At 32.8% G+C, this 19838-nt stretch carries 28 protein-coding genes, 2 tRNA genes and 1 pseudogene; 15 read left to right on the top strand and 16 right to left on the bottom strand.

Features of this window, described 5'->3' with window-relative positions; all coding sequences use genetic code 11:
- Positions 1-200 precede the first annotated feature (200 nt).
- The gene (locus ACZZ95_RS09860) at positions 201-1178 is read right to left on the bottom strand and encodes a polyprenyl synthetase family protein (RefSeq protein ID WP_463468894.1); all 978 of its coding nucleotides are present in this window, start codon (positions 1176-1178) and stop codon (positions 201-203) included.
- Between the two features lie 160 nt (positions 1179-1338).
- On the opposite strand from ACZZ95_RS09860, the gene ACZZ95_RS09855 reads away from it, so the two are divergent.
- Genes ACZZ95_RS09855 through ACZZ95_RS09845 form a run of 3 tightly spaced genes read left to right on the top strand, consistent with a single transcriptional unit; the run spans position 1339 to position 2201 of the window.
- Complete coding sequence (locus tag ACZZ95_RS09855; protein WP_463468893.1) at positions 1339-1611, top strand: hypothetical protein; 273 nt, start codon at positions 1339-1341, stop codon at positions 1609-1611.
- Positions 1535-2098: a hypothetical protein gene (locus tag ACZZ95_RS09850; protein WP_463468892.1), complete on the top strand. Its 564-nt coding sequence runs from the start codon at positions 1535-1537 to the stop codon at positions 2096-2098. Before ACZZ95_RS09855 ends, ACZZ95_RS09850 begins: the two co-directional genes overlap by 77 nt.
- Entirely contained in the window at positions 2046-2201 is a 156-nt protein-coding gene (locus ACZZ95_RS09845; protein ID WP_463468891.1) for a hypothetical protein, read from the top strand. The genes ACZZ95_RS09850 and ACZZ95_RS09845 overlap by 53 nt, the downstream gene beginning before the upstream one ends.
- Positions 2202-2365: 164 nt before the next feature.
- Here ACZZ95_RS09845 and rlmN read toward each other — a convergent pair whose 3' ends face one another.
- The gene (gene rlmN, locus ACZZ95_RS09840; protein WP_463471652.1) at positions 2366-3412 is read right to left on the bottom strand and encodes a dual-specificity RNA methyltransferase RlmN; all 1047 of its coding nucleotides are present in this window, start codon (positions 3410-3412) and stop codon (positions 2366-2368) included.
- 690 nt (positions 3413-4102) lie between these two features.
- Between rlmN and ACZZ95_RS09835 the strand changes: the two genes are divergently transcribed.
- The 8 genes from ACZZ95_RS09835 (at position 4103) to ACZZ95_RS09800 (ending at position 8561) form a co-directional block, all read left to right on the top strand.
- A complete protein-coding gene (locus ACZZ95_RS09835; RefSeq protein WP_463468890.1) occupies positions 4103-4528 on the top strand; it encodes a YceI family protein in 426 nt (141 codons plus the stop codon).
- 5 nt (positions 4529-4533) lie between these two features.
- Positions 4534-5790, top strand: a complete 1257-nt coding sequence (locus tag ACZZ95_RS09830; protein ID WP_463468889.1) for a hypothetical protein — start codon at positions 4534-4536, stop codon at positions 5788-5790.
- Positions 5791-5801: 11 nt separating this feature from the next.
- Positions 5802-5927, top strand: a complete 126-nt coding sequence (locus ACZZ95_RS09825) for a hypothetical protein (protein ID WP_463468888.1) — start codon at positions 5802-5804, stop codon at positions 5925-5927.
- Between the two features lie 32 nt (positions 5928-5959).
- Positions 5960-6484, top strand: coding sequence for a hypothetical protein (locus ACZZ95_RS09820; protein ID WP_463468887.1), 525 nt, complete (start codon positions 5960-5962; stop codon positions 6482-6484).
- Positions 6485-6657: 173 nt separating this feature from the next.
- Entirely contained in the window at positions 6658-6846 is a 189-nt protein-coding gene (locus ACZZ95_RS09815) for a hypothetical protein (RefSeq protein ID WP_463468886.1), read from the top strand.
- A gap of 65 nt (positions 6847-6911) precedes the next feature.
- Complete coding sequence (locus tag ACZZ95_RS09810; protein WP_463468885.1) at positions 6912-7058, top strand: hypothetical protein; 147 nt, start codon at positions 6912-6914, stop codon at positions 7056-7058.
- 112 nt (positions 7059-7170) lie between these two features.
- Positions 7171-7812, top strand: a complete 642-nt coding sequence (locus tag ACZZ95_RS09805) for an O-methyltransferase (RefSeq protein ID WP_463468884.1) — start codon at positions 7171-7173, stop codon at positions 7810-7812.
- Positions 7813-7838: 26 nt separating this feature from the next.
- A complete protein-coding gene (locus ACZZ95_RS09800; RefSeq protein ID WP_463468883.1) occupies positions 7839-8561 on the top strand; it encodes a phytanoyl-CoA dioxygenase family protein in 723 nt (240 codons plus the stop codon).
- A 195-nt stretch (positions 8562-8756) separates the two neighbouring features.
- Here the strand turns inward: ACZZ95_RS09800 and ACZZ95_RS09795 are convergent, their stop codons facing one another.
- From ACZZ95_RS09795 to ACZZ95_RS09745, 11 genes and pseudogenes are all read right to left on the bottom strand, one after another.
- Positions 8757-9320: a phosphatase PAP2 family protein gene (locus ACZZ95_RS09795; RefSeq protein WP_463468882.1), complete on the bottom strand. Its 564-nt coding sequence runs from the start codon at positions 9318-9320 to the stop codon at positions 8757-8759.
- Positions 9320-9667 (bottom strand): Sec-independent protein translocase subunit TatA/TatB, encoded by a 348-nt coding sequence (locus tag ACZZ95_RS09790; protein ID WP_095953582.1) that lies wholly within the window; start codon positions 9665-9667, stop codon positions 9320-9322. The genes ACZZ95_RS09795 and ACZZ95_RS09790 overlap by 1 nt, the downstream gene beginning before the upstream one ends.
- A gap of 155 nt (positions 9668-9822) precedes the next feature.
- Positions 9823-12067, bottom strand: a pseudogene (locus tag ACZZ95_RS09785) (M1 family metallopeptidase).
- Positions 12068-12132: 65 nt separating this feature from the next.
- Entirely contained in the window at positions 12133-12639 is a 507-nt protein-coding gene (locus ACZZ95_RS09780) for a DUF6702 family protein (protein ID WP_463468881.1), read from the bottom strand.
- Positions 12636-13037, bottom strand: a complete 402-nt coding sequence (locus ACZZ95_RS09775) for a hypothetical protein (RefSeq protein ID WP_463468880.1) — start codon at positions 13035-13037, stop codon at positions 12636-12638. The genes ACZZ95_RS09780 and ACZZ95_RS09775 overlap by 4 nt, the downstream gene beginning before the upstream one ends.
- Positions 12997-13392 carry a hypothetical protein gene (locus tag ACZZ95_RS09770; protein WP_463468879.1) on the bottom strand — a complete coding sequence of 132 codons (396 nt, stop codon included), beginning with the start codon at positions 13390-13392 and terminating at the stop codon, positions 12997-12999. The genes ACZZ95_RS09775 and ACZZ95_RS09770 overlap by 41 nt, the downstream gene beginning before the upstream one ends.
- The gene (locus ACZZ95_RS09765) at positions 13382-13840 is read right to left on the bottom strand and encodes a hypothetical protein (protein ID WP_463468878.1); all 459 of its coding nucleotides are present in this window, start codon (positions 13838-13840) and stop codon (positions 13382-13384) included. Before ACZZ95_RS09765 ends, ACZZ95_RS09770 begins: the two co-directional genes overlap by 11 nt.
- A 22-nt stretch (positions 13841-13862) precedes the next feature.
- Complete coding sequence (locus tag ACZZ95_RS09760) at positions 13863-14084, bottom strand: carboxypeptidase-like regulatory domain-containing protein (RefSeq protein WP_463468877.1); 222 nt, start codon at positions 14082-14084, stop codon at positions 13863-13865.
- Positions 14085-14097: 13 nt separating this feature from the next.
- Complete coding sequence (locus ACZZ95_RS09755; RefSeq protein WP_463471651.1) at positions 14098-14772, bottom strand: peptidase associated/transthyretin-like domain-containing protein; 675 nt, start codon at positions 14770-14772, stop codon at positions 14098-14100.
- Between the two features lie 81 nt (positions 14773-14853).
- Positions 14854-15063: a hypothetical protein gene (locus ACZZ95_RS09750; protein ID WP_463468876.1), complete on the bottom strand. Its 210-nt coding sequence runs from the start codon at positions 15061-15063 to the stop codon at positions 14854-14856.
- Positions 15038-15622, bottom strand: coding sequence for a hypothetical protein (locus ACZZ95_RS09745; RefSeq protein WP_463468875.1), 585 nt, complete (start codon positions 15620-15622; stop codon positions 15038-15040). The genes ACZZ95_RS09750 and ACZZ95_RS09745 overlap by 26 nt, the downstream gene beginning before the upstream one ends.
- 164 nt (positions 15623-15786) lie before the next feature.
- Here ACZZ95_RS09745 and pepE point away from each other — a divergent pair, with 164 nt between their 5' ends.
- On the top strand, positions 15787-16494 hold the full coding sequence (gene pepE / locus ACZZ95_RS09740; protein WP_463468874.1) for a dipeptidase PepE: 708 nt from the start codon (positions 15787-15789) through the stop codon (positions 16492-16494).
- Positions 16495-16642: 148 nt separating this feature from the next.
- Here pepE and ACZZ95_RS09735 read toward each other — a convergent pair.
- Positions 16643-16715 (bottom strand) — tRNA-Gly (locus ACZZ95_RS09735).
- Between the two features lie 104 nt (positions 16716-16819).
- Positions 16820-16892: transfer RNA gene (locus tag ACZZ95_RS09730), tRNA-Gly, on the bottom strand.
- A gap of 136 nt (positions 16893-17028) precedes the next feature.
- Here ACZZ95_RS09730 and ACZZ95_RS09725 point away from each other — a divergent pair.
- Genes ACZZ95_RS09725 through ACZZ95_RS09715 form a run of 3 tightly spaced genes read left to right on the top strand, consistent with a single transcriptional unit; the run spans position 17029 to position 19052 of the window.
- A complete protein-coding gene (locus tag ACZZ95_RS09725) occupies positions 17029-17466 on the top strand; it encodes a GNAT family N-acetyltransferase (protein ID WP_172426681.1) in 438 nt (145 codons plus the stop codon).
- Position 17467: 1 nt separating this feature from the next.
- The gene (locus tag ACZZ95_RS09720; RefSeq protein WP_463468873.1) at positions 17468-18865 is read left to right on the top strand and encodes a L,D-transpeptidase family protein; all 1398 of its coding nucleotides are present in this window, start codon (positions 17468-17470) and stop codon (positions 18863-18865) included.
- Complete coding sequence (locus ACZZ95_RS09715; RefSeq protein ID WP_463468872.1) at positions 18855-19052, top strand: hypothetical protein; 198 nt, start codon at positions 18855-18857, stop codon at positions 19050-19052. The genes ACZZ95_RS09720 and ACZZ95_RS09715 overlap by 11 nt, the downstream gene beginning before the upstream one ends.
- On the opposite strand, the gene ACZZ95_RS09710 is transcribed toward ACZZ95_RS09715, so the two are convergent.
- Positions 19041-19766 carry a murein L,D-transpeptidase catalytic domain family protein gene (locus tag ACZZ95_RS09710; protein WP_463468871.1) on the bottom strand — a complete coding sequence of 242 codons (726 nt, stop codon included), beginning with the start codon at positions 19764-19766 and terminating at the stop codon, positions 19041-19043. The two genes, ACZZ95_RS09715 and ACZZ95_RS09710, sit on opposite strands and share 12 nt — an antisense overlap.
- Positions 19767-19838: the final 72 nt, after the last annotated feature.

Raw genomic sequence — 19838 nt, 5'->3', positions numbered from 1 at the left:
TATAAGCTTTTGGTTTTTGGTTTTAGAAATAGACTTCTATTAGCATAGACGATTGTCGATTTGAAATGGTTGCATCGGTTTTAGAAAATTTCAATAAAAATAAATTCCAAATTCCAACCTATACAAATACACGACTGATTTACAACAAAGTAAACCAATTATCTAGTTAATAAATTTTCTAATTATCTGATTAAAAAAAATTATTTTTTTCTCTCAATAACATAATTCACCATTAAAGTAAGGGCATCTTTGTATTCAGAATCTTCGAAGTTTTGAAGTAAAGAAAGTGCTTCCTGCTGGAATTCGACCATTTTGTTTTCGGCGTAAGCCAGACCATTATTGTTTTTTACAAAGGCAATCACTTCTTTAACGCGTTTTTTGTCTTTGTTGTGGTTTTTGATGGAGTTTATCAGCCACTTTTTTTCTTGCGGCGTACAAGTATTTAAAACGTGAATTAAAGGCAAAGTCATTTTTTGCTCTTTAATATCAATTCCTGTTGGTTTTCCGATGGCTTCTTCGCTGTAATCGAATAAATCGTCTTTGATTTGAAATGCCATTCCGATTAATTCACCAAACTTGCGCATATTCTCAACCTGAACATCGTCTTCAATTACAGATTTTGCTCCAAGTGCACAGCAAGCCGCTATAAGGGTTGCAGTTTTTTTTCTGATAATTTCGTAATACACATCTTCGGTAATATCGAGTCTTCGGGCTTTTTCTATTTGAAGTAATTCACCTTCGCTCATTTCGCGAACAGCAACAGAAATAATTTTCAGTAAATCAAAATCGCCATTATCAATAGAAAGCAGTAAACCTTTTGACAGTAAATAATCACCAACTAAAACGGCAATTTTATTTTTCCAAAGTGCATTAATCGAGAAGAATCCGCGATGGCGATTACTATCGTCTACCACATCGTCGTGTACCAAAGTTGCGGTGTGAATAAGCTCAATTACCGAAGCACCGCGATAGGTTCTTTCGTTTACAGTACCGCCTGAAACCATTTTTGCAGTTAGAAAAACAAACATCGGACGCATTTGTTTTCCCTTACGGTTTACGATATAATAAGTGATTCTATTGAGCAATGCAACCTTCGAAGTCATCGATTCATGGAACTTTTTTTCAAAAAGTTCCATCTCGTTAAAAATAGGTCGCTTTATTTGAGACGTAATATTCATTTAGACTCCAAATATACTATTTTAAATAAAAATACGTTGTGTATTTTAGGTTAGGATTATATTTTTTTATGTCTTAATCTGAAAAAAAACACCAAAAATAGCTCTAACTAATATTGATTTGAATTCATTAATTTAAAAGAAGAACCCAAAACTATTATTTATGAAAACAAAATTTTTATTACTTAGCACTTGTATTACTATGTCTTTTCTCATCAGTTGTAATTCTGATGAAAAAACAAATGACGGAACGGAAACAGCGATTACCAACGAAGAAATTATCAAAAATTCTCAAATCGATGCGACTGTAGATGATGTTACCAATATTGCCGAAGATCAATTTAGCTCACAGTTAAATATTGCTCGCAAAGGCAAGCGGACCAATAAAAAATTTTCTTCCAAGCTGTGCCACTGTTACTACAGTTTTAACCAATAATACTTGGACAAAAACGGTAGATTTTGGTGTAGAAGGCTGTACTTTGAATAAAGGAAATACGGTGAAAGGAAAAATGGTTGTTTCTTTTTCTAATGATTTTAGCGCGTCTACTCAAACTATAAGTTACACTTTTGAAGGTTTTTACCATGACGGAAGAAAACTTCAGGGAAGCAAAAGTATTGTGAGAACAATTAAAGAAACAAGTTTATTAGTGACAGCGCACCCAGTTTCGACGGCTTCAATAGATTTAACCATAACTTTTGATGACGGCGGCGTTTATACCAGAAAAGGAACTTTAATTAAAGAAATGACTTCTGGTTACGATACCTGGTTTGATTGGGACGATAATGTATTTGTTGTTACAGGAAGCGGTTCGACAACTTTCCCGAACGGAGATACTTTTTCGGCAGAGATTACAACTCCTTTGGAATTTAATGCGTACCTGCAGAAAATCTTTCGCAGTAAAAGGAATTGTTTCGGTTACTAAAAATGGTGCATCTGCGACTTTAGATTATGGAAACGGTGAATGCGATACTCTTGCAACAGTAACAAAAGATGGAGTTACAGAAGAAATAGATTTGAAAAAATAAGAATCCTTTTTGCCCAAAAAAAGCATTAAAAACCATTTGTGGCTTTTAATGCTTTTTTTTAAAATCTATTTGTTTCATCAAATGTCCCGACGGGACATATATTACATATAAACATTTTTTTCTACCGATGAAATACTCCTACGGAGTATATTCTGGCGAATATTTTATTCTGCTTCTTTGTTGGCTAGTTGACCACAGGCGGCGTCGATATCTTTTCCTCTGCTTCGTCTTACTTTTACCACTATTCCGCTATTTTCTAATGCTTTTATATAAGCGGCAATAGATTCTTCTGAAGCTTGTTGAAACTCACCATCATCAATTGGATTATATTCAATTAAATTAACCTTACAAGGAACATATTTACAGAATTTTACCAATGCATCAACAGAAGCTTTATCATCATTAATTCCCTTCCATACTACATATTCGTATGAAATTTTACTTTTGGTTTTTCTATACCAATATTCTAAAGCTTCTCGTAAATCTTTTAAAGGAAAGTTTTTACTAAAAGGCATGATTCGCGCACGTGTTTCGTCGATTGCTGAATGCAGGGAAACGGCTAATTTAAACTTCACGTCATCATCTGCCATTTTTTTGATCATTTTAGGAATTCCAGAAGTCGAAACCATAATTCGCTTTGGAGACATTCCTAAACCTTCTTCAGAAGTAATCATATCGATTGCTTTAATGACATTATTGTAATTCATTAAAGGCTCTCCCATTCCCATAAAAACAATATTTGAAAGCGGATGATTGTAATACAAACGGCTTTCTTTATCAATTGCCAGAACTTGATCGTAAATTTCGCCCGGCTCCAGATTACGCATTCTTTTTAATCTTGCTGTAGCACAGAAATTACAATCTAAACTGCGACCAACCTGACTAGAAACACAGGCTGTAGTTCTAGTGTCTGTTGGAATTAAAACAGATTCAACCACAAGTCCGTCATGAAGGCGCACTGCATTTTTTACAGTTCCGTCACTACTTTTCTGCATTGTATCAACTTTAATATGGTTGATTACAAAACTATTTTCAAGCATCGATCTTGTAGTCTTTGCTACATTGGTCATATCCTCAAAACTGTGAGCGCCTTTGCTCCATAACCACTCATAAACCTGATTACCGCGAAAAGCTTTGTCTCCATTTTCAACAAAAAAATCGCGAAGCTGGTCTTTTGATAAGGCCCGTATGTCTTTTTTCTCCATTTGCATGCTCGCAAAGTTAATCACTTTTGTCATTTTTTATCGCTTTTTAGTGCATTCTTAACAAGAGCGCAAAATCGGGAAAGAAAATCGGCTTAAAATTCAAGTATAATTAAGGTATTCATTCTTACTATAAAAATTTAATAAAACTTCGGTTATGATTTTTATCATTCTAATCAAATCACTTTCGGTGATTTTGAAATGGCTCCTCCAAAAGCGACGACTTGGAATTGTTAAAGCTGGAAAAGATTTAACTGTGATTTTAAATATCATTTTAAGCTAAAAACAGCCTTACTCTTATATAGCAAAAGTTCAAAAATTGAGATTTCAACAAAAACTCATAATCTTTTTTACGATAGTAATCGATTTCGAAAAAATGAAAACGATGTAGTTATTAAATACTTATTTAATAAAATTTTAACAATGATTTTTATCATGTGTCAACCTGGTTTATAGGTAGATCTTTGATACAAGTTAACACAACATTCTTAGTACTAAATACAGAATCGACCTAGGTATCAACTTATTTTTTAAAATCAAAAACATGATAAAAATGAAAATTAACAAGATAAAATTATTCGCACTGGCAATAGCATTTTTCGGAATTACGTCATTTGTCTGCAGACACAAAAATCATATACACTAGATGCCAAATCAACTTTTTCTGTTGCAGGCACATCAACACTTCACGATTGGGAAATGAAGTCGGCTTCGGGAACGGGAACAGCGTCACTAAACATCTCAAACGGAAAACTAACAGAGATTGAAGCATTGTCTATAAATCTTTTAGCAGAAAGCATTAAAAGTGAGAAAAAAAGCATGGACAAAGTAGCTTATGAAACTTTAAAGACGGATAAAAACAAAAACATCAAATATGTTTTGAAATCTGCAGAAAAAGTGAATGAAACTACTTGGGAACTAACCGGAACTTACACCATTGCTGGAGTTAGCAAAGTATACAAAACAAATGTAAAAACTACTGTAACAAAAGATGGCTTAAGCCTTCAGGGATCTAACAAAATCACTTTTACAGAATTCGGAATGAAGTCACCAACTGCAATGCTTGGAACTATTAAAACAGGACAAGACTTAACCATAAAATTTAATTTGAACTTTAATTTATAACCGCCATGAAGAAAATTTATAACCTATTTATAACATTAATAAGCACATTTGCAGTTAATGCACAAGTAAGTTTTGGACATATTCAAAATCAAATCCCAAGGAGCCAAAAAGGTATTAATCAGTTTGATGTTAAAAAAGACACTGTTGCTTACAAAGGATTAAGTGTAGATATGGGTGCAGCATTTGCGCTCCAATTTCAAGCTGTAAATTCGTTCAACGATCAACAAAATCTGCCTACAGCGCCTGGTTACAGATTAAATAATTTAGAAAATAATTTCAATTTACCAAATGCCAATTTTACAATTGGAGCACAATTATATGATGGTGTGCGCGTAAATTTAGATGTTTATTTAGCATCTAGACACCATAACGAAACATGGGTAAAAGGCGGTTATTTACAAATTGACAAACTTGACTTCATTAAGAAAGACTTCCTCGCCGATTTCATGCAGTACACAACTATTAAAATCGGTCAAATGGAGAACAACTATGGTGATGCACACTTTAGAAGATCTGATAACGGAAATGCTTTTATGAATCCGTTCGTAGGAAATAATATTATGGATGCATTTATCACAGAAATGGGAGCTGAAGTATATTACAACAGATCAGGTTTTGTCAGCATGATTGGAATTACGAATTCTAAACTAAATCAAAATGTTCAGGAAATTGTGCAGGCAGCGCCAACAGCGACTAAACCAGATAACAATACAACGATCAGTCCTTCAATCCTTGCAAAATTGGGCTGGGACAAACAAATCAACGAAGATTTGAGAATTAGATTAACGGGGTCTTATTATCATACAGCAAATTCTAGCGGAAACTTATATTCTTCAGATAGAGCAGGAAGCCGTTTTTATGGTGTAATGAGCCATTCAGATTATAATATTATAGATCCAGCTACTGGTACTGTTGTTAGTACTGTTGCAAATAATTTTGATCCAACTGCCAACAAGGACACAGGAAGATTTAATCCTGGCTACGGAAACTGGGCAACATCATACATGATAAACCCTTTTATTAAATATAAAGGATTCGAATTCTTTGGAACATTAGAATTTACTTCTGGAGGTGATTTTAAAGGGACAGATGATACGCGAAAAGTAAATCAATACGTTGGAGACATTGTATACCGTTTTGGTGAAAATGAAAGATTTTATGTAGGTGGTAAATACAATTTAGTTGATGGAAAACTGGCAAATGCAAATACCCAGAATATCCAAATAAACAGATTCGAAGTCATGCGGCTGGATGGTTTATGACTAAAAACGTTTTGGCAAAATTAGAATACGTTGATCAAAATTATAAAAACTTCGCGCAATTTAATGGTGCAACACCAAACGACCTTTTCGGAGGAAGCTTTAAAGGACTGATGTTCGAAGCAGTAATTTCATTCTGATACAAATGCTAAGTAGATTTCAAATATTAAGTATGGGTTTAGTAGTTTTCTTTTTCTTAGGAAGTGCTAAACCCACTTTTTTTACAGAAGATACAACCGTGGTAATAAACAAAATTAAAATAGAAATTACCGGACTATCAACTGTGGGCAAATACAATTGCTCTAATACCTTTTCGATAAAGGATACTGTTTATGTAAACTCCATTAAAAAGAACACTTTTAATACCGATATCAAAATGTCAAACTTTGACTGCGGCAACAAAATAATGACTAAGGATTTACAGGGAACTGTAAAAGTGAAAAAATTCCCCAATAGTACGGTCAGCATTTCGGACATTAAACAAAACGGTAAAAACTACAAATGTCGTCTCAACTTTTACATTACAGATAAAACATTGAAATACAAAGATTTTATTTTATACAATTCTGATGATAAAATTCAGGGAACACTTAATTTGAAGTTTTCGGATATAGAATTGGAACCACCAACAAAAATGGCGGGATTAATTAAAGTTAAAGATGACATTGTGATTAATTTCAGTTTATATAAGAACTAAAAAAAAATCTAAAAAAAAATTGAACAGCAGACTTGAAAAGTGAAATTTTGGCACAAGAATTGTTTTGCTCTCAAAAGAAAAATAATCTTACAAAGAGCTCAATCATTTTAAAATGTGTACTTTTATTTTTCAGCCATATAACCTTTAAGTTTATCACCTAAAAAAATGTAATTATGAAAAAACAAATTTTAAGTTTAGCTGTTGTTGCTTTATTAGCATTTGCTGTTCAATCATGCGAGAAAAAAGAACCGAAACCAGCAGAAGACGAATTAACTCTTGGTAACAAAGTTGACTCACTAACAACAGATATTGAAGAAGTAACAGACAGTGCAGTCAGCAAAGCAGAAAGCGCTCGTTGCTAAAGCAAAAGATGCTACACAAACTGCGACCGGCGATGTAAAAGACGCTACTAAAAAAGCAACATCTGATGTTGAAAACAGCCGCAAAAAAAACAGCAACTGATGTAAAAGATGCTACCAAAAAAGGAGCTGAAAAAGTAGAAAATGTCGCTAAAGCCGCAAAAGACGGAACTGTAAAAACAGCCAAAGATGTAAATGAAGCTTTGAAAAAATAAATTTCATCAAAATCTATAGGGAAACCATTCGCGAAAGCGAGTGGTTTTTTTATGCAAAATAGTGCGACAATATTTTTTGTACTTTTGTTATCAAATTACAAGATACTACAACATGCATTTTATATCACAAGAATTAGAAGATTATATTGAACAGCATTCTGAAAACGAACCAGAATTGTTAGCAAAGCTGAATAAAGAAACGTACCAAAAAATACTTTTACCACGAATGTTAAGCGGACATTTTCAAGGACGTGTTTTAAGCATGTTATCTAAGTTGATTCGTCCGGTAAATATTCTTGAAATTGGAACTTACACAGGTTACGTCGCTTTATGTTTATGTGAAGGAATGCAGGAAAACGGACAATTACACACTATTGACATTAAAGAAGAATTAGTTGATTTTCAGCGCAAATATTTTGATGCATCTCCTTGGGGAAAACAAATTTTTCAGCATTTAGGAGAAGCAGTAGATATTATTCCAGATCTAGATGTGAAATTTGATTTGGTTTTTATTGATGCCGATAAAGAAAATTACCTGAATTACTGGGAAATGATTGTTCCGAAAATGAATAAAGGCGGTATTATTTTATCTGATAATGTTTTATGGAGCGGAAAAATTCTTGAACCTGTTCATCCAAATGATGTAAGCACAAAAGTACTCCTAGAATATAATCTTCATCTAAAGAATGACCCGAGAGTTGAAACAGTTTTGTCGCCAATTCGTGATGGCCTGACGGTTTCTAGAGTTTTATAAAACGGCAATTCAATAACTTTTTAAAGATGAATTATAACGTCGAAATAAACACCGAAGGTTTTACAATTATAAATAATGTTTATACCGAAAATGAAATCGAAAAACTGATTTCATTAATTGAAAACACAACTAATAACGACTCTGATAATGCGACATTTAGAAAGTCTCAAGATTTATTTGCTATCAGACAATTTCATAAAGAAATTCAAGAAACCCTGCCGTTTATTTTTAATGCTAATTTGAAAAACATTATCGAATCCAATTTTGGAAAAGGATATTTCATAACCAAATCCATTTATTTTGACAAACCTGAGAAATCAAACTGGTTTGTTGCTTACCATCAGGATTTAACTATTTCTGTTGACAAAAAAATAGAGGTTGAAAATTTTGAAAATTGGACTGTAAAACAAAATCAGTTTGCAGTTCAGCCACCAAAAGAAATTTTAGAAGACAATTTTACGATCAGAATTCATATCGATAAAACAACTAAAGATAATGGAGCTTTAAAGGTTATCAATAATTCACATTCAAAAGGAATATTGAGAATTGAAAACCTTGATTTTGAAAATGAAATAGAAACCATTTGTGAAGTTGAAAAAGGCGGGATTATGATCATGAAACCACTGCTATTTCATGCATCAAACAAGACCACAAATAACGAACGCAGAAGAGTTATTCATATTGAATTCAGCAAACAACAACTTCCAGAAGGATTAGATTGGAGTGAAAAGACAATTCTTCAAAATTAAAACAAAACAGTTAAAAAAGAATAAGGCTTTAGCCAAATACCCGATGTATTTTGGCTAAAGCCTTATTCTCATGAAACTCATTATGTCCAGCTAAAGCTGGAGTCAATTCATTAGGTATATTTTAATATCTTTTCAAAAAACTCAGTCCCGAAATCTGGGGATAGTGTCTTAGAACCTCAGAAACTTTAAAAAAACCTATCCAGGAAAATACTGCGGTTTTAATTTTCTATACACTAAATAAAGTAAAGATCCGAAAACTGCTCCAAAGAAATATCCGGCAAGAATATCGCCTGGATAATGCAAACCTAAATAAATACGGCTGTAAGCAAAAATCAAAGGCCATAAGAATAAGAATCCTAAATATTTGAAGTGGCGTCTTAAAACTAAAAATAAGAAAGTCGCAACTGCCATTGTATTTGTCGCGTGGCCGGAGAAAAAACTATATGATTTTCTAACCTGTACAATTCGAATAACCGAAGCTAAATCTGGATTATTACAAGGACGTAAGCGTTGAAAAGTATGTTTAAATAAATTACAAGTTTGATCTGTAAAAGCAATCAAAATTGCTATAAAAAGCAATAAATATAAAGTTTGTTTACCACCTATTTTTTTATAAATAAAGTAAAAAACTAACAAGAAAAATGGCGTCCAATACAACTGGTTGGTAATGATAAGCCAAAATGTATCATAAGTTTCAGAACCTAATCCGTTAAGATACACAAGAAGATTTATGTCTAATTCCTGTATTTTTTCAAGCATTATCTTTGGCGTTTAATAGGTCCGGAAATGGTGTCAATATCTTCTTTTACCTTATCGATTTCATTGGCCGTGTCTCCTAAAAGACTTCCATTTTCTCCAAGTAAATTAGATTTTGCATTATTAATTTCTGCATTGATGTTTCCAGTAATATCCGTCAAAGATTTAGAGTCAAGACCATTAGCCTCTGCTCCTTTTTGAATTTCACTTTTAATATCATTAGTTGCATTTTTTAATTGAGCCATAGCTTTACCCATAGTACGTGCAATTTCCGGCACTTTATCTGAACCAAAAAGCATTAATACAATAAACAGTATAAAAACTAATTCTCCTCCTCCTATACCAAACATAACTTTTATTTTTGTTGTCGCAAAGATATTAAATTTTGCGACTGTTGAGTTTTAAAATTAACTTAAAAAGTCCTTTAAAATGCATTTTAATAAAAAAGAAAAAGTTCATCAAGCTTTTAAAACCTGATGAACTTTTTTATTATCTTTTTATTTATTTAGTCAAATTTAGATTTTGCTTCTACTTTTGGCCAAGAATTATTAGTAACATCGATGTCTGCTGTTAACAGTTTTGGATCGACTTGGATACTCTTAATTGCTTTAGTTGCAAGCATAAACTTTTTTAGCCGTTTCATTACTTTTTCTCCAGATTTGAGCCGGATATTTGTAATTGTCTTTAGAACCGTCTTCATAAGTAATCTCTACTAAAATAGGCATAATCATACCTCCTGGCTTATTAAACTCTACTTCGTAGAAATATTTAGGAGATTTTATACCCGCTTTTTCCTCAGCAGTAAAAGTCTGATCTACATAATCTGCCAAAGGTTTAAAATCTTCTACTTTTAAAGCTTTTTTCTTCGATGAATTTACTTCAGCATTATCTCCCGAAACTAGATATACGAACGGACCTTTTTCATATCCAAAACGTCCTTTTCGTACTTTAACATCTTTAAGATCTGCTGTTGGTGTATCTGATACGTAATATTGTTTTACTTCTTTAATTCCGATATCTACAAAATCAGTTGAATAAAACCATCCTCTAAAAAACCAATCAAGATCTACTGCAGAAGCATCTTCCATCGTTCTAAAGAAATCTTCAGGGGTTGGATGCTTGAATTTCCATCTGTTTGAATATGTTTTAAAAGCGTGATCAAACAATTCTCTTCCCATAACCACTTCTCTTAAAATATTAAGACCTGTTGCTGGTTTTCCGTAAGCATTGTTACCGAATTGGTGAATTGTTTCTGAATTAGACATAATTGGCTCCAAAAACTTTTGATCACCACTCATGTAAGGAACAATATTTTTTGCAGGGCCTCTTCTAGAAGGGAAATTTGGATCTAATTCTTGCTCTGCTAAATATTCTAAAAACGAATTTAATCCTTCATCCATCCATGTCCACTGACGTTCGTCAGAGTTTACAATCATAGGAAAAAAGTTATGTCCAACTTCGTGAACCACAACACCAATCATTCCGTTTTTAACTTCTTTAGGCGTAACTCCATTTTCGTCTGGACGACCGTAGTTCCAGCAAATCATTGGATATTCCATTCCCTGATCTTCTGCAGAAACAGAAACTGCTTTTGGATAAGGATAATCAAATGTATGAGAAGAATAACTTTTTAAAGTATGAGCGACTGTCATCGTAGAAGTTTCTCCCCAAAGCGGATTTGCTTCTTTTGGATAAACAGATTCTGCCATCACCACTTTGTTATTCAATTTAACAGCCATTGCATCGTAAATAAATTTTCTTGAAGAAGCAATTCCGAAATCACGAACATTTTTAGCGCTGAATTTCCAAGTTTTTTTCTTTTCAGAAAAACCTTTTTCAGTCGCTTCTGCTTCTGCCTGCGTTACAATAACTACAGGTTTATCAAAAGATTTTTGAGCCTGCTCGTATCTTTTTACTTGTTCTGCTGTAAATACTTCGCTTCTATTCATTAATTCTCCTGTAGCATCAATTACGTGATCTGCCGGAACTGTAATATTTACATCAAAGTTTCCGAAAGGAAGAGCAAACTCTCCGCTTCCCCAAAACTGCATATTCTGCCAGCCTTCAACATCATTATAAACTGCCATTCTTGGATAGAATTGCGCAATTACATAAAGTTTATTACCGTCTTTTTCGAATAATTCATATCCAGAACGACCGCCTTCTTTTCTATAATTATTAATATTGTACCACCATTTTATCGAGAAAGAAATTTTTTCGCCAGGTTTTAAAGGAGACGTTAAGTTAATACGCATCATTGTTTCATTGATCGTATACGAAAGAGCATTTCCTTTAGCATCTTTAACCTGCTCAATATTAAAACCACGCTCTAAATCTTTCTTTAAATATTTAGAAGAAAAACCATCAAGAGGAAGTACCTGATTTATTTTTTCACCCTCTGCCAATGAAGATTGTCCATTTACTTTTGCTTGGTTTTGATCCAATTGCACCCATAAATACTCCAGACTGTCTGGTGAATTATTGGTATACGTTACAGTTTCAGATCCGCTTAATTTTGATTTTTTATCGTCTAATTCAATATCAATTTTGTAATCTGCCTGCTGTTGGTAATAAGCAGGTCCTGGAGCTCCAGAAGCCGTACGAAACATGTTGGGAGTTGCCAGCAAATCGTACATTTGGCTAAACTTATTGGTATCGTATTTTCCCTGTTGTCTAACAGGCGGGGTGGTTGCTTTTTCCTGAGCGACCAACATTGCCGGAAAAAGTAATAATAATGAAAGTTTTTTCATAAAAATGTAATGGTAATTTATCAGGTCGTGAAAATAGTAATTAAAATAATAAATTTTAAGATCTACTAATATTTTAACACTTCTTTCCTTGAAGATTCTGTAAAAAGAACACTTCTTTTGGTATCAAACGCTGAAATATGTGTAATGTTTTGCTGTTCTGCATTCCAATCCACTAAAATTGTGTTTGAAATTTCTAATGTTTTCAATTTATCTACATCCTTAATTCTGGAGTAGCAGACCAAAACATCATCTGCTTCAACTTCTTTAGACAAAAAAACAATAGTTTTTGCCTGTCCATTAACTTTGATTGTAAAGTTTTCGGAGAGGTATTTTTTCAATAAATCAATATCTGCCTGTGTTTCTTTACTGGTGCCTACAAATGTTTTTTTACGATATTTTTTTTCCATTGCATTGTTTAAATCGTCAATAAAAATGCGGGAAGTTATCTGCGGCATTTTTTTTTCTGAAGCATAATTTACCTGAAAAACACCAACATAAAACTTATGAAAAGTAAAGGCAGAAGACAATACAAAAACAACTGCCAGCAGACAGTAAACTAATTTATTTCTCATTTTTGAACAGCAGTGACTTTCTTAAATTCTTTATTCTTATTCACCATAAAATCTATCAGCATAAATTTTTGATCCGGATTTACAAGTTGTTTTGAATGTGCATCGTTTGAACAGTACATTAAAAACAATTCTATTTCATCTGGTTTCAGGTTCAATGTTTTAGTGTAAAAATCTTTTGTGAAATTATCTTTAGCATATTCCACAAAAGCAATATCTGTAACTTCTTCTTCTTTTACATCCTCTTTCTTGCTTAGAAGCTTTTTAACATCTTTAAATATTCGCACAAAATCAGTTCCATATTTAATGGTTTGATCAGAAAGCATGGCTTTATTCTCAGGAGTTGAAAGTTTATCATCTTCAAACTGCATATCTACATAATGCTTGCGAATTTTGATCAAGTGATTTTACTCTTAAATCTTTATGAACCACAACTTCTTTAAGCTGATTATTAACCAAATCCAGTTTAAGTTTAAACAGCACCTCAGCACAATCTTTTTCTGTTAAAACGATTTTTTTTGATTGAAATGCCAAACCAGAAAACAACAAAGTGTCTTTTGGGCGTGCCATAATATCAAACAAACCGCCCGCGCCGATAAATGTTCTGACATTTGCGTTAATATTCATTACATAGCCGCTTTCTATAGCTAAAAAATCATTTGTAACTTGACCATGTAATGGTTTTCTTGAACCGTTTTGCCCTAATACAATTTGACAAAATAAGCAGACAACGAGTACTCCTAAATTATTTTTCATTTTCGAGAATTGTTAGATATTTTCTTGCTAGATCTGTGATTAAAAACATACTCATTGTTTTGTTTTTAGTATTCAAAGATACAGCAAATTCAGCATCTTCTATACAAAATAATTGAAATCCTTTTATATAATCCACAGGTATTTTCAATCTTTGCGTATAATAATTCTCATCAAAAAGATATTCTAATTTTCTAAAAAGCGCTTCTTTTTTCTCCACATTTACCTCTTTTTTCAGCATCGCAGTGCGTCCAGAAATTCCATTTAACAATTTATCAACCGAGGTCGAATTTGCTGTGTAAACTTTTCTTTCTGCTGGAGTATATTTTTTCTGTCCGTACGGAATTATTCCCAAATTTTCGGCGGTGATATTTGCATTTTCATTTACAATTACCTCTTTTAATTCCATCTCTTTTACTGCCATTTTAACAAGCAGTAAATTGGTATTCATATCCTCTAATGTAATTCTTCTTTTAAGCGGCTTCTAAGTTTACCGCAGAAAAAACCAAAACCTCTCCTTCTCTGACTGCAATAGAAAAATTACCATCAGAATCTGAAACTGCTGTTACTTGAGTTGTATTATTAATGATATTAACACCTTCAATTGGCGTTGACTGTTCCATTATCTTTCCTAATAATTCTTTCGAATTGTTCTTTTGTCCAAAACCAATTTGAACAAAAATTAGAAGCGACATAATGGATATATTTTTATTTATTTTCACCAGCAATTATTTCTTTATACTTTTCCGCCAATTCCCCTAAAAGAAATTCCATAGAAGTTTTATTCTTAGAATTCATAACAGCACAAAAACTGTCATTTTCGACCGCATAAAATTTAAATTCATTTACATTTTCTTTAGGTATTTTCAACTGTTGAATGAAATAAACCTCATCAAACAAATAACCTAATTTTAAAAAATTCTTTTCTTTTTTTTCTATTTCAACATTTGCCTTTAATCTTTTAGTTCTGCCATTTATTTTATTAATTAAAGGATCAAGTCGCATAGATCCTCCCAAAAGCCCCAACAACATAACAGGTTTAAAATCTCCTGCTGTTGCCAATTGCCTTTCTGCTTGCGTATATTTTCTTTGCCCCCGCGGAATAATTCCTAAATTTTCTGCAGTAATACCCGCATTCTCATTTATGACAACTTCATCCAAAAGCACTTCTTTTGTTGTCATTGCCACAATCAGAATTTCTGAAGACGCCATATCTTCTTTTGTAATTCTTTTTCTAACAGGATTTAAATTAACCGAAGAAAAAACCAAAACCTCATTTTCTCTTATAGGAATAGAAAAATTACCTTCGGCATCTGAAATTACGATCGCCTGAGAATTATTATTAACAATAGTAACACCTTCAACCGCTTTTGAGTTCTGCATCACCTTTCCATACAATTGCTTAAATTCTGTCTGCCCAAAATTAGTTTGAGCAACAAAAAGAAAAAAGCAACTGATATGGTTTTATTTGTTTTCACCAGCAATTATTTCTTTATACTTTACTGCCAGTTCTCCCAATAGAAACTCCGTAGAAGTTTTGTTTTTAGAATTCAAAATCACGGTAAACTTATCATTTTCTACAGCATAATATTCAAACCCTTTTACATATTCTGCCGGAATTTTTAATCGGTCAATAAAATGTTCCAAACTAAACATATTTTCCAAAAGCTTCATGAAAAACTCTTTTTTCTCCACCGCTACTTCTTTTTTCAGCATTGCTGTTCTTCCTGAGAAAAAATTCAACAGCGGATCTGCAGAAATTGAGTCGCCAACCATTCCGCCTCCATTTGCCGTGGCGTTCAGCGCAGTTGCCGTTTCCAATTTTCGTTCGGTCAGCGGTATATTTTTTCTGCCCTTGCGGAATTATTCCTAAGCTTTCGGCATTAATATTATCATATCTTTTTATTACAACTTCTTGAAGCTGATACATGACCATATTAAGATTTACAGTAAAATTAAGATTGGAAAAATCTTCGGGTTTCAGCATAATTCTTTTCTCCTTAAATGTTATTGAAGAAAAAACCAGCACATCATCTGCTTTTGCCAAAATAGAAAAAGAGCCAGAATCACTTGTTGATACCGTTTCTTCTGTCTGCGCATTAATCACATAAACACCATCTAAACTTGAAGTGTTAGCCGCTATTTTACCAGTAAAAAGAGAGCGTTCTTGAACCTGAGATAAGCAAGCCTGCCCCACAATAACAAATAAAAAACAAGTAATTTTTTGAATCAAAATGAAATATATTAGAAATATTCTTAAAACGGTAAAAATATCTTAATATCCTCCAAATTTAGTATTAATGACATGGTAAAAATATGTTAATTAAAACAATAAAAAAACATACAAAAACAGAGTTTTTAATATCTTTAACCAACAAAATTTGAGTTAAAAAAATCATGAAAAGTATCATTATTGCAAGCACATCTACTTTGCACGGAGGTGAATATTTAGAATACCTTTTACCCACTTTAGAAGTACATTTTAAAAACTGCAAAACAATATTATTTATTCCTTATGCACGCCCAAGCGGTATTTCGCATGACGAATACACACAGAAAGCCGTACAAGCATTTGCTAAAATTAATATTGACGTTAAAGGAATTCACGAATTTGAAGATCCGCAAACCGCTGTAAAAGAAGCAGAAGGAATATTTACAGGAGGCGGAAACACTTTTTTACTGGTTAGTCAGCTTTACAAAAATAACATCATGCAGTTAGTTGCAGAAACAGTAAAAAACGGCACTCCTTATTTAGGATCAAGCGCAGGTAGTAATATTTGCGGTTTATCGATGCAGACTACAAACGACATGCCTATTATCTACCCGCCAAGTTTTCAAACCTTAGGATTAATTCCTTTTAATTTAAATCCGCACTATTTAGATGCCGATTTACAGTCTAAACACATGGGTGAAACACGCGAAACACGAATCAAAGAATTTCATGCATTCAATTCGATTCCGGTTTTAGGTTTAAGAGAAGGAAGCTGGCTGGAAGTTAAAGGTGAAAAAATAATCCTGAAAGGCGATTTGAAAGCGAGACTTTTCAAGAAAAACGAAACACCGCAGGAATTAGAAACAGAAAGTGATTTGAGCGGCTTAAAATAAAATTCCAAATATTTTTTAAATTCCAAATTCCAAATCTTTAGAATTTACTTCTTTATTAAACTTGGAATTTGGAATTTAAAAATATTGAAATTTAAGTAAATTGGTTTAAAAACAAAAAAGCCTCAAACAATGTTTGAGGCTTTTGAAGAGCGAAAGACGAGGCTCGAACTCGCGACAACCAGCTTGGAAGGCTGGAGCTCTACCAACTGAGCTACTTTCGCATTAACAGGGTGCAAATATAAATAATTAAATCTTTAAAAAAAAATAAAATCAAAAATCATTTACTTTGACAAAAAAACCGAAACTAAAAATTCTGGTTTCTTAGAGCGAAAGACGAGGCTCGAACTCGCGACAACCAGCTTGGAAGGCTGGAGCTCTACCAACTGAGCTACTTTCGCATTGGTGGTGCAAATATAAAAAAGAAAGTTAAGTTCAAAACAAGCTTTTTCGCAAAAAAAATCAATTAAAATCAACATTTTTTTATAACTTATTTAAAATTAAAAAGTTATAAAACCAATATTTTTCAAAAAAATCATGATTACAATCAAAGAAATTACATCAAAAGAAACTTATGCCGTACGTCAGCCTGTTTTAAGAAAAGGAAAACCTATAGAAAGCTGTATTTTTGAAGGAGACGACTTAGAAACCACACATCATTTTGGTTTATTTGATAATGAAAATTTAATAGGAATTATTTCCTTATTTAATAAAATCAACACTATATTTGCCGAACAAAATCAAGCTCAAATTCGAGGGATGGCAGTTTTAGAAACGCATCAAAAAATGGGATTTGGCGAGGCTTTGGTTAGACATTGTGAAACCTACTGCAATGAAAACAAAGTCGATTTGATTTGGTTTAACGCCAGAACAACAGCTGTTGGCTTTTATCAAAAAATGGATTACCAGCCCCAAGGTGAGCCTTTTGATATTCAAGACGTTGGCGAACATTATTTGATGTTTAAAAAATTATAGAATGAAAAAACTTTACTTCGTATTAGTAATATCTGTTTTAATGGGATGCAAAAAAGATGTCCCGAAACCTGCTCCTATCGTCAAAAAAACGGTACCAGCAATCATACTTACTGACGAAAGAAAAGTTGAAATAGATACTGCAGTAATAAGCACTTTTAAGAGCGAAACGCTAAAACAATTCTATATCGCATCTGAAAACAAAACGGTTTGGGGAAATCTGGAAAAGAGAACTTATGTCTTGTCTCAATTACAAAAATCAGATGAATTAGGCTTAGAACCAGAAGATTACAAGGCATCACAGTTAAAAAAGTTTGAAAGCAAAGTAAGTTCCCTGAGCGATTCTGACTTAGCTACTTATGATATATTGCTGACTTATAATTTTGAAAAATATTTAAATCATTTACACAAAGGAAAACTTGATCCTAAAAAAATCTACACCGACTGGGATTTAGATGAAAAAGTACTTGACATTAATTCTGTTCTTATCAAAGCCTTCAACAACAATAAACTAGATAGTATTGTTAAAAATGTCCAGCCTAAAACTCAAATCTACAAACAGCTTTTGAAAGCACTAGAAATCGTAAATACTTTTCCAGATGATGAAATAGAAGATATTAAATCAGCTGAAAAAATCACTTTAAACGATACCAGCGCCGCTTTAATAAACATTAAAAAAAGACTGTTATTTTGGAAAGATATGTCTGGAAAAGACAGCCTTACAAGAATTTACAACAAAAAAACTTTTGAAGCAGTTAAGAATTTTCAAGAAAGACACGGCTTGGCTTCGGATGGGGTTATTGGCGCAGGAACAATCAGTGCCTTAAATTATTCTAAGGAAAGAAGAAAAAAGCAGATCATTGCCAATCTCGAACGCTGGAGATGGTATCCTGATGAATTAGCCGAAAACTATTTTATCATTAATATTCCCGATTACAATTTAAATGTAGTTGAAAACCAAGACACAACTTTGGTTCGAAATGTTGTTGTTGGAACAAGTAAAAGAAAAACACCTATTATTACCTCTGTCTTAAAAACAGTAGTTTTTAATCCGACTTGGACAGTTCCTCCAACAATTTTGAAAGAAGATGTTGTTCCCGCAATGAAACGAAACCGAAATTATCTGGCTAAAAAAAACATTACTATTTATGATACGTCTGGAAATGTCGTTGAACCAATAGCGTGGAATGAAAACAAACCTAATAATTATCGTTATGTACAAAGTCCCGGCTACAATAATTCGCTGGGCTTAATGAAAATTTTATTTCCAAATCATCATAGTGTTTATTTGCACGATACCAATCATCGTAACATCTTCGGGCGAAATAACCGTTCTATGAGCTCAGGTTGTGTGCGTGTTGAGAATCCGCTGGAACTGGCGCAAGCATATTTTGGATGTTGAGGGAAATTGGCCTCAAGACAGAATTGATACTATTATTGCTTCTAAAAAAACAATGAGTTTCAAAATCACAAAAAAATATGCTTTGTATCAATGGTACTGGACAGCATGGAGCAAAAAAAATCAGCTCTTTTTTAGAGCTGATATTTATAATCTAGATTCGGATTTATATGCTAAATTAAGAAATTAGCCTCTCTTCCATCGCGAAACTTCTTGATGGATGATAAATGTATAAACACGATTTATCTCTTATTAACTGAATAATTTCACTTGTCATTTCTACTGGAAGAGCAGGACAACCTTGGCTTCTTCCTAATCTTTTGTGGTCTCTGATAAATGATTCAGATACATAATCTGCACCGTGCATTACAACACCTCTTTGGCGTGCGTTGTCATTCACTCCATCTTCCAGACCATCCAAACGTAGAGAAGCACCATGTTTTCCTTGGTATATTTCTCCAGTAGAATAGAAACCTAAACTACTCTTGAATGAAGAATTAAGATTTGAAAATGCAGAAGCAAATTCTTCTCCAGTATTTCTTCCATGAGCTACAAGCGAATTAAACAAGATGGTATTGCTTGTCAAATCAATTACCCACAAACGTTTTGTGTTTGAAGATAAGCTGAAATCAATAAGCGTTAAAATATTTTTCTTGATAACTCCTTTTTCTTTCAATAAGTAAAATCCCTTTAAAGCTTCCGAGAAAGTTTTAAGCTCAGGCATCTTGTAGTTATTGGAATTTAAAGTGTTATAAACGCTTTCAATTTTCGAATCAACTGTAACTTTTTCAACTTTAGCAATTGACTTTACGACAGCGTTTGTTTTAAGATCGGTAGTGTTCTTTGAATCTTTTCCAAAAGATAACAGCAAAAACACAAATAGTGGATAGATTTTGTAAATCATTGAATTTCTTTAGGTTAAACAAAAACTTGGGTATGGCAAAAATATAAATAATTCATTCCTTGCAAAATACAA

The organism is Flavobacterium sp. AC267 (assembly GCF_979258715.1).
Note: the sequence above shows the minus strand (reverse complement) of the source record. Positions and strands in the feature narration are given on the sequence as shown.

Excerpts from the sequence above, each read along its gene's own strand:
- ACZZ95_RS09725 (WP_172426681.1), top strand. The coding sequence starts at position 17,029 with ATGATTACAATCAAAGAAATTACATCAAAAGAAACTTATGCCGTACGT.
- ACZZ95_RS09845 (WP_463468891.1), top strand. The coding sequence starts at position 2,046 with ATGCGTACCTGCAGAAAATCTTTCGCAGTAAAAGGAATTGTTTCGGTT.
- ACZZ95_RS09835 (WP_463468890.1), top strand. The coding sequence starts at position 4,103 with ATGAAGTCGGCTTCGGGAACGGGAACAGCGTCACTAAACATCTCAAAC.
- ACZZ95_RS09780 (WP_463468881.1), bottom strand. The coding sequence starts at position 12,639 with ATGAGAAATAAATTAGTTTACTGTCTGCTGGCAGTTGTTTTTGTATTG.
- ACZZ95_RS09820 (WP_463468887.1), top strand. The coding sequence starts at position 5,960 with ATGGGTTTAGTAGTTTTCTTTTTCTTAGGAAGTGCTAAACCCACTTTT.
- ACZZ95_RS09830 (WP_463468889.1), top strand. The coding sequence starts at position 4,534 with ATGAAGAAAATTTATAACCTATTTATAACATTAATAAGCACATTTGCA.
- ACZZ95_RS09770 (WP_463468879.1), bottom strand. The coding sequence starts at position 13,392 with ATGAAAAATAATTTAGGAGTACTCGTTGTCTGCTTATTTTGTCAAATT.
- pepE (WP_463468874.1), top strand. The coding sequence starts at position 15,787 with ATGAAAAGTATCATTATTGCAAGCACATCTACTTTGCACGGAGGTGAA.
- ACZZ95_RS09815 (WP_463468886.1), top strand. The coding sequence starts at position 6,658 with ATGAAAAAACAAATTTTAAGTTTAGCTGTTGTTGCTTTATTAGCATTT.
- ACZZ95_RS09790 (WP_095953582.1), bottom strand. The coding sequence starts at position 9,667 with ATGTTTGGTATAGGAGGAGGAGAATTAGTTTTTATACTGTTTATTGTA.
- ACZZ95_RS09710 (WP_463468871.1), bottom strand. The coding sequence starts at position 19,766 with ATGATTTACAAAATCTATCCACTATTTGTGTTTTTGCTGTTATCTTTT.
- rlmN (WP_463471652.1), bottom strand. The coding sequence starts at position 3,412 with ATGCAAATGGAGAAAAAAGACATACGGGCCTTATCAAAAGACCAGCTT.
- ACZZ95_RS09855 (WP_463468893.1), top strand. The coding sequence starts at position 1,339 with ATGAAAACAAAATTTTTATTACTTAGCACTTGTATTACTATGTCTTTT.
- ACZZ95_RS09805 (WP_463468884.1), top strand. The coding sequence starts at position 7,171 with ATGCATTTTATATCACAAGAATTAGAAGATTATATTGAACAGCATTCT.
- ACZZ95_RS09755 (WP_463471651.1), bottom strand. The coding sequence starts at position 14,772 with ATGCAGAACTCAAAAGCGGTTGAAGGTGTTACTATTGTTAATAATAAT.
- ACZZ95_RS09720 (WP_463468873.1), top strand. The coding sequence starts at position 17,468 with ATGAAAAAACTTTACTTCGTATTAGTAATATCTGTTTTAATGGGATGC.
- ACZZ95_RS09810 (WP_463468885.1), top strand. The coding sequence starts at position 6,912 with ATGTTGAAAACAGCCGCAAAAAAAACAGCAACTGATGTAAAAGATGCT.
- ACZZ95_RS09800 (WP_463468883.1), top strand. The coding sequence starts at position 7,839 with ATGAATTATAACGTCGAAATAAACACCGAAGGTTTTACAATTATAAAT.
- ACZZ95_RS09760 (WP_463468877.1), bottom strand. The coding sequence starts at position 14,084 with ATGTCGCTTCTAATTTTTGTTCAAATTGGTTTTGGACAAAAGAACAAT.
- ACZZ95_RS09860 (WP_463468894.1), bottom strand. The coding sequence starts at position 1,178 with ATGAATATTACGTCTCAAATAAAGCGACCTATTTTTAACGAGATGGAA.
- ACZZ95_RS09765 (WP_463468878.1), bottom strand. The coding sequence starts at position 13,840 with ATGAATACCAATTTACTGCTTGTTAAAATGGCAGTAAAAGAGATGGAA.
- ACZZ95_RS09750 (WP_463468876.1), bottom strand. The coding sequence starts at position 15,063 with ATGAAGCTTTTGGAAAATATGTTTAGTTTGGAACATTTTATTGACCGA.
- ACZZ95_RS09795 (WP_463468882.1), bottom strand. The coding sequence starts at position 9,320 with ATGCTTGAAAAAATACAGGAATTAGACATAAATCTTCTTGTGTATCTT.